This is a genomic window from Streptomyces tibetensis, from assembly GCF_040647715.1.
GTDB lineage: Bacteria > Actinomycetota > Actinomycetes > Streptomycetales > Streptomycetaceae > Streptomyces > Streptomyces tibetensis_A.
In genome coordinates this window covers 223421-237377 of record NZ_JBEZCR010000009.1, presented here as the reverse complement: position 1 = coordinate 237377, position 13957 = coordinate 223421, and the positions used below count along the sequence as shown (strand labels likewise).

Here is a 13957-nt window from a genome sequence, read left to right as displayed (position 1 = left end):
ACTGATCCCCCCACCGAGAGAACCGGGACGACAAGCATGCGTGTGGAACTGGACGTACCGAAGTGCGTGGCCTCGGGCCAGTGTGTGATGGCCGCCCCCGACGTCTTCGACCAGCGCGACGACGACGGCGTCGCGATCCTGCTGGAGGAGAGGCCGGGCGAGGATCTGCTCGACGACGTGCGCGAGGCCGTGGCCGTCTGCCCTGCCGCGGCGATCCGGCTGGTGGAGCGGTGAGGCAGGTCGTGGTCGTCGGCGCCTCGGCCGCGGGGCTGGCGGCGGTCGAGACACTGCGCCGGACGGGCTTCGACGGCACGCTGACCCTGGTCGGCGACGAACCGCACGCCCCCTACGACCGGCCCCCGCTGTCCAAGCAGATCCTCTCCGGCGCATGGACCACCGGGCAGCTCGCGTTGCGCCCGCAGGCGGACCTCGACGCACTCGGTCTCGACCTGCGGCTCGGGACGGCGGCGACGGGCCTCGACCTGACGGGCCGTACGGTGCTGCTGGCCGACGGCTCGCGTCTGCCGTACGACGGGCTGATCGTGGCCACGGGTGTTCGGCCCCGGCGGCTGCCCGGTGACCGGGGCGCGCACGTGCTGCGCACCCTGGACGACGCCCTCGCGCTGCGCGAGCGGCTGAAGCCCGGCCGCCGACTCGTCGTGGTGGGCGCGGGGTTCCTCGGCGCCGAGGCCGCCGCGGTGGCCCGGGGGCTGGGCGCGCGGGTGACCCTGCTGGAACCGGCTCCCGTGCCGCTGGCGCACGCCGTGGGCACCGAGGTCGGGAGGCTGCTCAGCCGGACGCACCTCGACCACGGCGTGGAACTGCGCACCGGCGTGACCGTGACCGGGGTGAACGACGGCGGCGTACGGCTGGCCGACGGCGAGGTGGTCGGGGCCGACGAGGTCCTGGTCGCCGTCGGCTCGCTCCCCAACACCGAGTGGCTGGCGGACAGCGGGCTGCCGGTCGGCGACGGCGTGCTGTGCGACGCGTACTGCCAGGCCGTGCCGGGTGTCTACGCGGCCGGTGACGTGGCCCGCTGGGACAACCCGCTGTTCGGGACATCGATGCGGATCGAGCACCGCACCCACGCCGCCGAGCAGGGCATGGCCGCCGCCCGCAACCTGCTCGCCGCACCGGAGGCCCGCCGGCCCTTCGCGCCCGTGCCCTACTTCTGGTCGGACCAGTACGGCACGAGGATCCAGGCGTACGGCTTCCTGCGCGGACACGACGAAGTCGTCGTCGTGGAAGGGGACCTGGCCGACCGGCGGTTCGTGGCCGCGTACCGCAGGGGTGACCGGCTGACCGGCGCCCTGGCGATGGGCGTGCCGCCCAGGACTGTGCGCGCCTGGCGGCAGGCCGTCGCGGGCGGAGCGGCCTGGCGGGATGCGGTGGGGGCAGCGGCGGCCTGATCCGTACGCCCAGCAGCGGGGCGGGAACGGGCAGGCGTGCACCGCTCCCGCCTTGTGGCCCTCCCCCGTACGGCGGCGGATACTGGGGGACTCGCGATACGGACCGGTTCCCGACCCACCGTCACCGCCAGGAGGAACTCATGACCGTGCGCACGGGACGTGTCGAACTGACCCCCGCCGCCGGGGAACTGCTGCGACGGCTGATCGGGACGCACGGGCCGGTGATGTTCCACCAGTCCGGCGGCTGCTGCGACGGCAGCGCCCCGATGTGCTACCCGCGCGGCGAGTTCCGGGTCGGCGCCTCGGACGTCCTGCTGGGGCATGTGGCGGAGGACACGCCGTTCTGGATGAGCGCGGACCAGTTCACGTACTGGTCGCACACCCATCTCACCGTGGACGTGGTCCCCGGCCGAGGAAGCGGCTTCTCACTGGAGGCCCCGGAGGGCGTCCGCTTCCTGCTGCGCTCCCGCCTCCTCACCGACGAGGAGCTGCGCCGCCTCGCATCGGAACCGCCCTTGCCGAACGGGGCGAACCACACCACCGACGTCCCGGGACAGCACACCTAGGCCGTCCCCGTGCGAACGCCCGCCCGCGTCTCTCCCCCCGCCCCAGGGGCAGCGCCTAGGGTGGCCCCCATGTACACGTCCCGGGTCTCCGGCCACGTCGACGCTCCTCGTGCCGCCGTCTACCGGGCGCTGGTGAGCGCGGAGGCGATCGCACGCTGGCGGGTGCCGACCGGCATGAGCGGCGAGGTGCACGCGTTCGACGCCCGCGAGGGCGGCAGGTTCCGGGTCTCGCTCACCTATGAAGCACCGGACGCCTCGGGGAAGTCGTCCGCGCACACCGACACCTACCACGGGCACTTCGCGCGGCTGGTACCGGACGAGCAGGTGGTGGAGGTGCTGGAGTTCGAAACCACCGACCCCGCGCTGGGCGGCGCCATGACGCTGACGACCACGCTCACCGACGCGGAGGGCGGCGGCACCGATGTGCTGATGGTGCACGAGGGAATCCCCGACGCCGTGCCGGCCGCCGACAACGAGGCGGGCACCCGCACGGCCCTGGCGAACCTGGCCGGGCTCGTGGAGTCCGGCTCCTTCTGAAACTGCATCCCTCTCCGGATGCGTGTAGACGGAAAAGACGTAAGGCGTCCTCGAGAAGTCCGAGTGGCGGAAGAAAACCGCCTGTCGCAAGACGTGCTTCGGAAGTGATTCACCCAGCGCTGCCCCGTGCACCCGTGCGCCCCCCTGGAGAATGGGTTCATCGAGTCGACGGCCCGCCTCGATTGGGCAGGACATGGGGCAAGCGCCGCATCGGTGAAACATCACCGTTTTCCCATGTCGACTGAAGCAGGTGGTATTCGATGAACGGCTGCGTTCCTGAACCGGAACAGGCATGGACGGTTGGTACTGCTCCAGGCATATTCCCATCCATCGGCCACGGTATCGCCTTGTTCCGTCGGCCGCTGGATTTTCTGAATTCTCTTCCCGTGCGGGGCGATCTGGTCGAGATACGCCTCGGCCCGCAGCGGGCGTGGATGGTCTGTCACCCGGAACTGGTCCATCGGATGCTCCGGGACACCCGCACGTTCGACAAGGGCGGACCGCAGTACGAGAGGCTCCGGGCACTGATGGGGGACGGCGTCGTCACCTGCCCGCATGCCGAGCACCGGCGTCAGCGCCGGTTGCTGCAACCCACCTTCCGCCCCGCCGGCGTCGCCGCGCAGACGGGCGTGATGGCCGAGGAGGCCGCGTCGATGTGCCGGGACTGGCGCAGTGGGCAGCGGGTCGATGTCAGTGCCGCCACGCTGGGTCTGACGACCCGGCTGATCAGCGGGCTGCTGCTGTCCGACTCGCTCGGTCCTGCCGAGGCCGACGAGGTGCGGCACTGCCTCGCCGTCATCGTCCGGGGCCTGTTCGTGCGCACGGTCGTACCGGTCGACGTGCTGTTCCGTATCCCCACACCCGCCAACCGCCGTTACCGGCGGGCGGTGGAGCGGGTAGGCGAACTCATCGACACGGCCATCGACGAGCGCCGCCGGGGGACTCCCCGCGACGATCTGCTCGGGCTCCTGCTGAACGCCGCAGCGGACGCGGACGGCGGGCCCTCGGTCACCGGCCGCGAGGTCCACGACCAGTTGGTGTCCCTCCTGCTCACCGGTTCCGAGAGCCCTTCGATGTGTCTGGCCTCCACCTTCAGCCTCCTGGCCCGGCACCCGGCGGTGGAGCGGCGGCTGCACGCCGAGATCGACACCGTCCTCGCCGGCCGGTCACCGGACGCCGGTGATCTGCCGCGTCTGGTGTACACCCGGGCCGTCCTCACCGAGACGTTGCGCCACTCCCCGCCCGGCTGGCTCTTCACGCGGGTCACCACCCGGGAGACGGAGCTCGCCGGACGCCGGCTGCCGCGGGGAACCACCGTCCTGTACAGCCCCTATCTCCTGCATCACGATCCCGCTTCCTTCCCCGAGCCCGACCGGTTCCTGCCGGAGCGCTGGCTGGACCGTGAGGCCGCCGCCCACCCGCACGGGGCGTTGATCCCGTTCGCGGCCGGCAGCCGCAAGTGCATCGGTGACCTGTTCTCCATGGCCGAGATGACGGTGGTCCTGGCGACCGTCGCCGGCCGCTGGCGGCTGCGGCATCCGGCCGGGCGCATCGCACCCCCGCGCCCCGGCGCGACGCTGGGGCCGAGGTCCCTGACGATGATCTGCACATCGCGGGCGGACGCACCGGGCCACACCGCGCCGCGTGGCCTCGCCCGCGGGTCCGGAGCCGTGACGGCGGTGTCCGGGACGAAGCACATACGGAGGGAAGGTGACAACGGTGTCGACCACGCATGAGGAAAGGGCGGCAGTCGCGCAGGACGTGCTTCCTGCGTCCACCTTGGTGGAGCTGATCGACGCTCACCTCTACATGCCCTTCCCGTTCCGGCGCAGTCCGCACGAGGCGGCGGTCACTGCGGGTGTCGACGACTGGCTGTGCGCCACCGGGCTGAGCGACGAACCGGGCGTCCCGGCCATGATCCGGCGCACCCGCCCGGCCGAACTCGCCTCCTACAACAGCCCGGACGCCGATCCCGGCGTGCTGCAGCTCGTCGCCCACCAGATCGCCTACCAGTTCGTCTTCGACGACCGGGCCGAGGAGGTCGGCCGGCACCGGCCCGGCCTGCTGCTGCCCATGCTGGGCGAGAGCATCGCGATCCTGCGGGACGGCGCACCGCCCAGCACCCCGCTGGGAGCGGCCCTGTCCGACCTCTACCGGCAGATCCGCGCGCGGTGCACACCCGCACAGGCCGCCCGCTGGGCGTGGAAGAGCCGCGAGTACGTGCACGGGCTGCTGTACGAGGCGGTGGCCCAGACTCATCCGTCCCCCCTGCGGCCCGGGCTGTGCACGTCGATACGGTCCCTCACCGCGGGCGTCGAGCCCTTCCACCCGCTGTGCGAGGCCGCACAGCCGCGCGAGCTGGCCTCCGAGGAACTCCACCACCCGGTCATGCGACAGCTGAGCCGGCTGTCGGCGGACGCCGCGGTGTGGATCCCCGACCTCTTCTCCGCGGTCAAGGAGCAGCGGTCCGGCGAAATGATCAATCTGGCGCTCGCCTACCAGCGGGCCCACCAGTGCCCTCTGCCGGTGGCCGTCACGCTGGCCATCCAGCAGATCAACCGTACGATCCGCGAGTTCGAGAGCCTCTACGCGGAGATCGAACCGGAGTTGAGCCCTTCGGGCGTCGGCTATGTGGAAGGCATGGCCGGCTGGATCCGTGGCTGCTACTACTGGTCCCGCACCGTGCCGCGCTACGCGGACGCGGCGGCTCCGGTGCTGCGGTGAGAGGGCGGGTCGTCAAGGTGCGTGACGGGTGCCCATTCGGGTCACGGTACCCGCCCGGGCCGCGTTTCACGCGGCTATAGCAGGTCATTCACCCTTCTTCGTCGTGTTCGTTCCGGATTCCACAACAGCGCCCATCGGGCGGCATACGCTCGCGCTGCCTCCCGATGGCCGACGACAGGAAGCGGTACGGCACATGGAGAATGAGCTGCGGCAATCCACCACCGAGGCCCGGCCGTTGCTCGAGCGCCGCAAGGAATTGCGGGCACTGGAATCGGCGCTGACGGGTCTGCGGGACACAGTCGACGGCGTGCCACAGGCACCGCGCGGTGGGCTCATCGCCTTCACCGGTCCGGCCGGGATGGGCAAAACCGCCCTGTTGACCGAGGCCCGCGCCCGCGCCCGGGCGCAGGGGTTCACCGTGCTGTCGGGCCGGGGCGGCGAGAACGAGCAGGAGCTGGCGTTCCACCTGGTGCGTCAGGTCGTCCAGCCCGCGCTGGCGTCGATGGACGAGGGCGAGCTCCGTACCTTCCTGGGCGGCTGGTACGACATCGTCGCCGCCGCTCTCGGTCTGGTCGCCACACCGAGCGGCCATGTCCCGGACCCGACCGGGGTCCGGGACGGTCTCGACTGGGTGATGACGCGCCTGGCGGTGATGAAGGCGCCCGTGGTCCTGTTGCTGGACGATCTGCACTGGGCGGACGTCGAGTCACTTGGCTGGCTGGCCTCGTTCGCCCCGCGGGCCGTGGACCTGTCCCTGCTGATCGTCGTCGCCTTCCGGCCCGACGAACTGCCCCTCGAGGCAGCGGCTTTCGGTTCCCCCTCCGCCGACCTGGGGAACCGTCCCTTCACCCTGGCGCCGCTCAGCGCCACGGCCGTGGCCCGGATCGTCCGGGACAAGGTCGGCGAGCAGGCCGAGGACGCGTTCTGCACGGAATGCTGGGAGATCACCGGCGGGAGCCCCTTCGAGACGGTGGAGCTGTCCGTCAGGCTCGGTGAGCGCAACCTGCGGGGCACCGGCGAGGACCTGCCCACCATGCGCGATCTGGCCGCCGCGGTGAAGGGACCCGGACTGATCGAGCAACTGCAGGGGCTGGGCACCACCACCGTCCGGTTCGCCTACGCAGCAGCCGTCCTCGGGCGGGCCGTCTCACCGGAGCTGGCGGCCCGTATCGCGGCGATCGGCAACACGGCGGCGGCCGAGGCCACGGAGAAGCTGCGCGCGATCCGTGTACTGGCCGACGGCGAGGCGCGCGCAGAGACCCTGGAATTCCTCCATCCCCTGATCGCCACCACGATCTACCGGTCCATCGGGCCGAGCCTGCGTGAGGGGCTGCACAACTCGGCCGCGGAAGCCGTCCGGGCGGCCGGGCTCGGCCACGCCGCCGCGGCCCGGCACCTGCTGGAAGTTCCCTGCGAAGGCAGCGCCGAGGCCGTGGCCTGTCTGCGGGAGGCCGCCCGGGAGGCGCTGCACTCCGGCGCCCCGGAAGCGGCCCGACGGCTGCTGAACCGGGCTCTGCAGGAACCACCGCTTCCGGAGGAACGCGCCGCGCTGCTGCACGAACTCGCCTGCGCGACCTTTCTCATCAACCCGACGGCGACCGTGACACACCTGCGGGAGGCGCTCGCGGAACCGGGCATCGACCCCGAGCTGCGTGCCTCCATGGTGTACCGGCTGACCCAGGCCCTGGCCCACACCGACCGGATGGCGGAGGCCGCGACGGTGGCCGCGGACGAGGCGCAGCGGGCCGCCGCCCATCCTCGGATCAGGCTGCGGATGCAGGCCGACCACTTCGTGTGGAGCGCGTTCCGCACGGACGAGGTCGACTCGTCCGGCCGGTCGCGCAAGCTGGCCCGGCTGGCCGACCGCCTGTCCGGGCGCGGTCTGGAGGAGCGCTACATCATCGGGTCGCGCGCCTGGGACGCGATGATGTGCGGGGAGCCCCGGCACAAGGCTCTCGCCTACGCCGAGAAGGCCCTGCGCGGCGGACTGAGCTGGACCCATGAGAACCACGGCTTCGAGGTGCCCGTCTCGGTCGCGCTGGTGTTCATGTACTGCGACCAGCCGCGGCGGGCCGAGGAACTGTTCGCGAAGGGCATGGCCGAGTGCGAGTCGAAGGGCTGGCGTGGTTCCCACCTGGCCCTGGGCCAGACGCTCTCGGGGTACATCCGATACCGCCGCGGCTGTCTGGCCGAGGCCGAGAACGCGGTGCGGGAGGGCCTGCGCATCGCCGACCGGGTGGAAGGTGCGGTGCCCGCCCAGTGGTTCGCCATCGGCATCCTGATCCAGACGCTCCTGGCCCGCGGCCGCGTCGAGGCGGCACGCCGGCTCGCCGACAGGTACCACTACGGCGACGTCATCCCGAACGCCGTGATCTACCCCGACCCGCGCACGGTCTACGCCGAGTTGCTCCTGGCGGAGGGGCGGCCCGACGAGGCCGCTCCCCTGCTGACCCGTGTCGGGGAGTGGCTCGAGGGCCGGGAATGGCGCAACCCCGCGTGGTGTCCCTGGCAGCTGGGACTGGCCTCGGCCCTGTCGCGCAGTGCTCCGGACCGGGCGGTGCGCCACGCCCGGGACGCGGTGAAGCGGGCCAGGGACTTCGGCGCTGCGTCCGCCATCGGTCAGGCGCTGCGTACGCAGGCGGAGGTGACGGGCGGTGAGGCGGGGCTGGATCTGCACGCGCAGGCCGTCGACCAGCTGCAGCAGTCGCCCGCCGCCTACGAACTGGCCCGTGCCCTGGTCGGCCACGGCGCCGCGCTGGCCCGCGTCGGCCGCCTGCACCAGGCCGCCGACCGCCTCTACCAAGGTCTGGAGTGCGCCGTCCACTGCGGTGCCGAGGGACTCGCCACCCGGGCCAGGAGCGAACTGTCCGCAGCCGGGCTGCGTCCGCTCCCCCTGCGCTACGCCCAGACGGACACGCTCACCGCCCAGGAGCGCAAGGCGGCGGAGCGGACGGCGCGGGGCCACACCGCGGCGGTCGTGGCCAAGGACCTGCACCTCACCGAGGAGGGCGTGCGACAGCTGCTCTCGTCCGTCTACCGCAAGATCGGCACGGACGCCTCGGGCCTGGCCGCGGCGCTGGAGACGTTCCCCCGGGCGCGGCCGTGACAGGCGTCCGCCAGGGGCGGGGGGCGCAGGGTGCGGCCCAACAGCGGGCGCACGTCCTGCTTGTCGTCATTGTCGTGTCCGGAGGTGCGGATGGTCTGAGCCTGGCAGGCGGCTTCCATCAGAAGGTCGCGGGCGGCGCTGACCGGGTACCAGCAGGTCCCGTCCGGGCCCCTCGCGCCCGGCTCGTCGTGGACGCACGCGCCGTCCGGCAGCCGGGAGTGCAGCACCATGGCGATCAGCAGCTCCCGGCCCGGACTGCGCAGGGCCGCCGGGAAGAACGATCCCTCGCGGGGTTCGTCCGGGACCTCGGGGTGGATCACCGCGTTCAGGAAGCGGGCGCCCAACTGTGCATGGACGACGCTGCGCTGGAAGCGGACGCGGTCCCCGCCCAGCTCGACCAGCTCCATCCGGGCGCCCCAGTGGGCGGCGAGCCTGAGGTCGATGCCGCTGCCGCCGACCCTCCGGGGCCAGTTCGCGGACGATCTCGGGGAATGGGGAGCGGGCCGGGTCCTGCTCGTCGACGACGTCGGTGAACCGCACCTCGGAAGTGTCGAGGGCGAGTCCCACGCACGCGAGCGCGGACAGGGAGTGGACGGTCGAACGGCGCTCCTCCGGGGAGAGCGGCAGGTGCGGCTGGAAGCGGCCGCTGATGAGGGCGCTGAGCCAGGTCTCGAACAGATGGAACCGCAAGGACGCCCGGTCGCCGCCCCTGGTCTCCACGGCCTCTTCCTCCGTGGGGGTGCTGAGGGCGCGCTCCAGCAGGCCCTGCTCGTGCAGTCGTGCGGCCGGGAGGTGATGATCAGCGGCAGGCCCTCCTCGGCAGGGTGATGAGGGCCGTGACGGCCAGGAACAGCAGGAGCAGCGCCCCGGTGAACGTCAGCACCAGCAGTGCCACGTACGTGCCGTTCTTGCGGACCCGCCAGGTCCTGGTCCGGTCGTAACCCTGCCGCATCAGCCGGCGTCGGTGCAGGGCGCCGCGGACCCCGAGCGCGTCGCGCAGCACTCGCCCGAGCCGCCGGCGGGGTGTTCCTCCTCCTTCGCTCACCCTGTGAGGTTTCCGCCGTGCAGGGTGTTTCCGGCACGGGCGGCCCCGGATTCACCCGACGGAAGCGCCGCGGGCACCCGCCACCCGGCCGTATGACGCCGGTGCCGCGCGACCGGCAGCCGGGTGCTTTCCCCTCAGCTGCCCACAGGTGCCGGGCGCTTGACGTTGAACCGTTTCACTGCTTCTCTCGAATGGCTGCCTATGGGAGCGCTCCCAGTTCGTCCCCCACGTGAAGGGAATCCCGTGCAGACCACCCCCCACACCGTCCAGAGACGTGCCCTGCCGACCCTCCTCGCGGCCGTGCTCATGGCCTGCCTGCTCGCCTTAGCCGATGGCCCGCCCGCGCAGGCCGCCGCAGAGCGGGCCGGCTTCACCGGCACCACAGTGAAGGCGGCCGCCCCCGGCCAGCCCGGCGACCCGAACATCAAGTTCGTCGGCCGCTGGGACACCACCAGTTCCTCCACCGCCTACACCCCGTACTGGGCGGGCGCGTACTACCGGGTCGGTTTCACCGGCAGGACGGTCAGGCTGAAGCAGCGCGGCACGATCGACCTGTGGGCGCGGATCGACAACGGTCCGGTGACGTTCTACGACGACGTCAAGGGCACGGTGAACCTGACCCCGTCGGCGCTTTCCGCCGGCAACCACACCCTCCAGGTCAACTACCAGGTGGTGGCCGGGTCGTACAAGGGTGACGCCGTCTTCCAGGGACTGGTCCTGGACAGCGGCGCGACGACGTTCGCGCCGCCGGCCCCGGCCAAGCTGGTCGAGTTCGTCGGCGACTCGATCACCGTGGGCACGACGAGCTCGCAGAATGCCCGCACCGCCTACGGCTGGCTGATCGGGGAGCGACTGGGCGTCGAGCACACGCAGATAGCGCAGGGCGGGGCGTGTCTGGTGGCCGCGGCCGACGGGTGCGTGGGGCTGGAGCGGCAGTTCACCAAGCTCAACCCGAACGCGGCGACGCCCGACTGGAACTTCTCCCGCTACCGGGCCGACGCGGTCGTCATCAACCTCGGCACCAACGACGTCGGGCACGGGGTGAGCTCGGCGCAGTTCCAGTCGGCGTACAGCAGTCTGCTGCGCAAGGTGCGGGCCGCCTATCCGCAGGCGTGGATCTTCGCGCTGGAGACGTTCCGCGGGCGGTTCGTCCCGCAGACCGAGGCCGCCGTGAAGGCCGCAGTCGCCGGGGGCGACGCGCGGGTCTCCTTCGTGGACACCACCGGCTGGCTGGGCTCGGGCGATCTGACGGACTCGGTGCATCCCAACGACCGGGGGCACCGGGTCGTGGCCGACCGGCTGGCGCCGGTCATCGCGGCGCGGATCGGGTCGTAGCGGACCGGGGGTAGCGGACCGGTTGTAGCGGACCGGTTGTAGCGGACCCTGACAGGGGCGGGCCTCACATCGGGCCGGGGCCCGCTCCTCCTCCCTTGAGGCGCTCCAGGTCCGAGGGGCGGACCTGGATGACGACCAGGGCGATCAGCGCGGCCACCGCGGTGAAGATCGCCGCCATGATGAAGGCGGCCGAGACACCGGAGGTGAGGATCTCGTCGGACCAGGGTTTGGGCACTTGCCCGGTCTGTTCGAAGCGGATGCGTTCGGCCGGGGTCGCCTGCCGCAGGAAGTCCGGGATCTGCTCGTTCGCCTCGTTGGTGCTGGCCGTGCCGTACATGGTGACGAGGATGGACAGACCGAGGGAGCCGCCGACCTGCTGGGTGGCGTTGAGGAGTCCGGAGGCCGCACCGGTCTCCGGTGTGGGCACGTTGGACAGCGCCATGAGGGTCAGTGACACGAACTCCATGCCCATGCCCAGGCTGAAGACGAGCATGGGACCGAGGACGCTGCCGGCGTACGTGGAGTGAACGTCGGTCAGGGTCAGCCAGGCCAGGCCGGCCGCCGCCAGGATCGCGCCCACCACCATGAAGGGCTTGGGCCCGTAGACGGGCAGGAACCGCGAGGCCAGTCCGGCTCCGACGGCGATGACCGCGCTGACCGGCAGGAAGGCGAGGCCGGCCGCGAGCGGACTGAACCCGAGTACGTCCTGCACGAAGAGCGTGAGGAAGAAGAACATGCCGAAGATGGCGGCGGCCAGACACAGCATGATGCCGTACGTGCCCGCACGGTTGCGGTCGGCGAACATGTGCAGCGGCGTGATGGGCTGTTTCGAACGCCGCTCGATCATGATGAAGGCCGCCAGGACCACGACCGCCCCGGCGAACGAGGCGAGGGTCAGGGCGTCCCGCCAGCCTTCCTGCGCAGCTCTGATGAAGCCGTAGACGAGCAGCACCATGCCCGCGGTGGACGTGAGTGCGCCGGCGATGTCGAAGCGCCCGGGGTGGCGTTCGGACTCCCTGATGAAGCGCGGTGTGGCGAGCGCGATGAGCAGGCCGATGGGCACGTTGACGAACAGCACCCATCGCCAGTTCAGCCACTCGACCAGCATGCCGCCGGCGAGCAGGCCGATCGCGCCGCCGCCGGCCGAGACCGCGGCGAACACCCCGAAGGCGCGGTTGCGTTCCGGCCCCTCACGGAAGGTGGTGCTGATCAGGGCGAGCGCGGTCGGGGAGGCGATGGCGCCACCCACGCCCTGCAGGGCGCGCGCGCCGAGGAGTTGGCCGGAGTTCTGGGCGAAGCCGCCGAGCAGGGAGGCGAACGCGAAGAGCAGCACGCCGAAGATGAAGACGCGCCGCCGGCCGAGGATGTCGCCGGTCCGGCCGCCGAGCAGCAGCAGACCGCCGAAGGTGAGGGTGTAGGCGTTGACCACCCAGGACAGGCTGGTGGTGGAGAAGTCCAGCGCACTCTGGATGTGCGGCAGCGCGATGTTCACGATGGTGATGTCGAGGACCACCATCAACTGGCACGACGCGATGACGAGAAGTGCCATCGTGCTGCCGCCACCACCGGATTCCCTGGTGGTGGTCGTCTGTGGTGAAGCCGGCTGCGGGCTGCTGCCTGCGGTGTCCACCGTTCGACCGTACGCCCGGCCCCCACACCCCACCAATCGATCTCCGTCGGCGCAGGACGGTGCGGGGGCGGCGGTTCGTAGGCCTGGCAGCTCAGCGGCCGCCGCGGATGAGGCCCGTCAGGTAGCGCCACAGCGAGGAGCGCTGCCGGGCGGACGGGTCCGGCAGGACCTCCTCGGCCACCCCGGGTGCGGGGTCGTCCGCCCATGGCCGCGGGGGCGGTGCGGAGGCGAGTTCGTAGTGCACCGGAAGGGAACGCAGGCCGCGCATGAACGGCGAGGAACGCCAAGGCAGTTGGTCGGCGGGCAGGGCCAGGTCGAGGTGGTCGAACCGCTCGAACAAGCGCCCCACCCCGGCCGCCGCGACCGCCGAGGCGAGCTCCCGCGCCGGGCACTGACGCGGCCCGGCTCCCCAGGACAGGTGGGCCCGGGTGCTGATGGTGGTGCCCGCGGCGATGTGGTCGGCGAAGAGCGGGTCGGCGTGGGCGGCGCCCGGCGAGACCCACACGGGGTCACCGGCCCGGATCGTGTAGTTGCCGAGGGGGGTGTCCCGGGCCGCGAAGCGCGGGACGAAGTTGACCAGAGGCGGCTTGCGCATGACGACCCGGTTCATGCTCTCCCTGACCATCCCGGCGGACAGGCTGGCGCGCACACTGCCCTCACCCGAGATGACCTCCACGACCGTGTTGGAGATGAGGATGCCGACGTGGTCGGACGTCATGCCGAGCAGCATGAACAGCTCGCGGGCGAGCTGGTCGAGCGAGAGGTCCGGGTGGGCGGCCAGCAGATACGAGGGAAAGTCGTCGCCCGGCTTCTGGAGCTTCAGCGCGGCGAGTTCGGCCAGTGCCGCCAGCAGGCGTTCCAGCGCGGCCTCGGCGTCCTGGCCCGCGTCGAGCACGCGCCACATGTCCATCAGCGCGTCGTCGCCCTGCGAGCCGGGGAAGCCCAGCAGATGGCTGGCCACCATCAGCGGCAGCGGCCGGGAGAACTGCGCGGACAGGTCCGCCACACCCGTCTTCCCGCCCTGTCCGACCAGGGTGATCAGTTCGTCGGCGTAGGCGGTGACGGCGGACTTCAGCCGCTTGGCCTGGGGGTGACGAGGGTCCTGGAAGGGCTTGAGGGCGACGTCCCACGCGGTGCGCAGCGGCCGGTAGCCGGGGCCGCCCTGGATCAGGATGTGGTTGACCTCCAGGGAGGGTCCGAGCGGCCAGTCGGCCGGCACCCTGCCCTCGGTGCGGGCGCGCCAGTTCTCCAGCCCCTTGGGCCAGCCGTCGTCGTCCTGGAGCACCTGCAGCGACTCACGGTAGCCGAGGACCAGCCAGGCCGGGACCCCCAGCAGATCGACCGGCGCGACCGGGCCGTGCTGCTGCCGCAGCCGTTCGTACACGAACGCGGGACGTATCTCGTAGTCCCTGGTCAGCAGCGGTTCGGGAGCGAGCGTCTCCAGTCCCGGGCCGTCCAGGTCCGCGGATCCGCCGTCACCCCGCTGGGTTTCCATCCTCTTGCCACCTTCCGACACGCCCTGTACCGGCACACCACCAGCCGGTAGCCGGAAACCGTGGGGACCCTACCCCAGGCTGAACTCGCGGGTAACGGCCGGGGGTGTGT

At 71.7% G+C, this 13957-nt stretch carries 12 protein-coding genes; 8 read left to right on the top strand and 4 right to left on the bottom strand.

Annotation, left to right across the window (positions count from 1 at the left end; all coding sequences use genetic code 11):
- Positions 1–36 precede the first annotated feature (36 nt).
- From AB0B29_RS24810 to AB0B29_RS24780, 7 genes are all read left to right on the top strand, one after another.
- Positions 37–234: a ferredoxin gene (locus AB0B29_RS24810; protein ID WP_306922533.1), complete on the top strand. Its 198-nt coding sequence runs from the start codon at positions 37–39 to the stop codon at positions 232–234.
- The gene (locus AB0B29_RS24805; RefSeq protein WP_362243619.1) at positions 231–1409 is read left to right on the top strand and encodes an NAD(P)/FAD-dependent oxidoreductase; all 1179 of its coding nucleotides are present in this window, start codon (positions 231–233) and stop codon (positions 1407–1409) included. The genes AB0B29_RS24810 and AB0B29_RS24805 overlap by 4 nt, the downstream gene beginning before the upstream one ends.
- A 140-nt stretch (positions 1410–1549) precedes the next feature.
- Positions 1550–1975: a DUF779 domain-containing protein gene (locus tag AB0B29_RS24800; RefSeq protein ID WP_362243617.1), complete on the top strand. Its 426-nt coding sequence runs from the start codon at positions 1550–1552 to the stop codon at positions 1973–1975.
- A 69-nt stretch (positions 1976–2044) separates the two neighbouring features.
- A complete protein-coding gene (locus AB0B29_RS24795; RefSeq protein ID WP_362243615.1) occupies positions 2045–2512 on the top strand; it encodes an SRPBCC domain-containing protein in 468 nt (155 codons plus the stop codon).
- Positions 2513–2898: 386 nt separating this feature from the next.
- Positions 2899–4248, top strand: a complete 1350-nt coding sequence (locus tag AB0B29_RS24790; RefSeq protein WP_362243612.1) for a cytochrome P450 — start codon at positions 2899–2901, stop codon at positions 4246–4248.
- Positions 4232–5236, top strand: a complete 1005-nt coding sequence (locus AB0B29_RS24785) for a (-)-alpha-amorphene synthase (RefSeq protein WP_362243610.1) — start codon at positions 4232–4234, stop codon at positions 5234–5236. The genes AB0B29_RS24790 and AB0B29_RS24785 overlap by 17 nt, the downstream gene beginning before the upstream one ends.
- Before the next feature lie 193 nt (positions 5237–5429).
- A complete protein-coding gene (locus tag AB0B29_RS24780; RefSeq protein WP_362243607.1) occupies positions 5430–8342 on the top strand; it encodes an ATP-binding protein in 2913 nt (970 codons plus the stop codon).
- On the opposite strand, the gene AB0B29_RS24775 is transcribed toward AB0B29_RS24780, so the two are convergent.
- Entirely contained in the window at positions 8270–8749 is a 480-nt protein-coding gene (locus tag AB0B29_RS24775) for a hypothetical protein (RefSeq protein ID WP_362243604.1), read from the bottom strand. The two genes, AB0B29_RS24780 and AB0B29_RS24775, sit on opposite strands and share 73 nt — an antisense overlap.
- Before the next feature lie 392 nt (positions 8750–9141).
- Positions 9142–9387, bottom strand: a complete 246-nt coding sequence (locus tag AB0B29_RS24770) for a hypothetical protein (protein WP_362243601.1) — start codon at positions 9385–9387, stop codon at positions 9142–9144.
- A 243-nt stretch (positions 9388–9630) separates the two neighbouring features.
- On the opposite strand from AB0B29_RS24770, the gene AB0B29_RS24765 reads away from it, so the two are divergent.
- Complete coding sequence (locus AB0B29_RS24765; RefSeq protein ID WP_362243598.1) at positions 9631–10722, top strand: SGNH/GDSL hydrolase family protein; 1092 nt, start codon at positions 9631–9633, stop codon at positions 10720–10722.
- Between the two features lie 64 nt (positions 10723–10786).
- Here the strand turns inward: AB0B29_RS24765 and AB0B29_RS24760 are convergent, their stop codons facing one another.
- Positions 10787–12271: an MFS transporter gene (locus AB0B29_RS24760; protein ID WP_362243782.1), complete on the bottom strand. Its 1485-nt coding sequence runs from the start codon at positions 12269–12271 to the stop codon at positions 10787–10789.
- A 172-nt stretch (positions 12272–12443) separates the two neighbouring features.
- The gene (locus AB0B29_RS24755; RefSeq protein WP_362243596.1) at positions 12444–13847 is read right to left on the bottom strand and encodes a cytochrome P450; all 1404 of its coding nucleotides are present in this window, start codon (positions 13845–13847) and stop codon (positions 12444–12446) included.
- Positions 13848–13957 lie beyond the last annotated feature (110 nt).

Excerpts from the sequence above, each read along its gene's own strand:
- AB0B29_RS24760 (WP_362243782.1), bottom strand. The coding sequence starts at position 12,271 with ATGGCACTTCTCGTCATCGCGTCGTGCCAGTTGATGGTGGTCCTCGAC.
- AB0B29_RS24775 (WP_362243604.1), bottom strand. The coding sequence starts at position 8,749 with ATGGAGCTGGTCGAGCTGGGCGGGGACCGCGTCCGCTTCCAGCGCAGC.
- AB0B29_RS24780 (WP_362243607.1), top strand. The coding sequence starts at position 5,430 with ATGGAGAATGAGCTGCGGCAATCCACCACCGAGGCCCGGCCGTTGCTC.
- AB0B29_RS24810 (WP_306922533.1), top strand. The coding sequence starts at position 37 with ATGCGTGTGGAACTGGACGTACCGAAGTGCGTGGCCTCGGGCCAGTGT.
- AB0B29_RS24755 (WP_362243596.1), bottom strand. The coding sequence starts at position 13,847 with ATGGAAACCCAGCGGGGTGACGGCGGATCCGCGGACCTGGACGGCCCG.
- AB0B29_RS24795 (WP_362243615.1), top strand. The coding sequence starts at position 2,045 with ATGTACACGTCCCGGGTCTCCGGCCACGTCGACGCTCCTCGTGCCGCC.
- AB0B29_RS24800 (WP_362243617.1), top strand. The coding sequence starts at position 1,550 with ATGACCGTGCGCACGGGACGTGTCGAACTGACCCCCGCCGCCGGGGAA.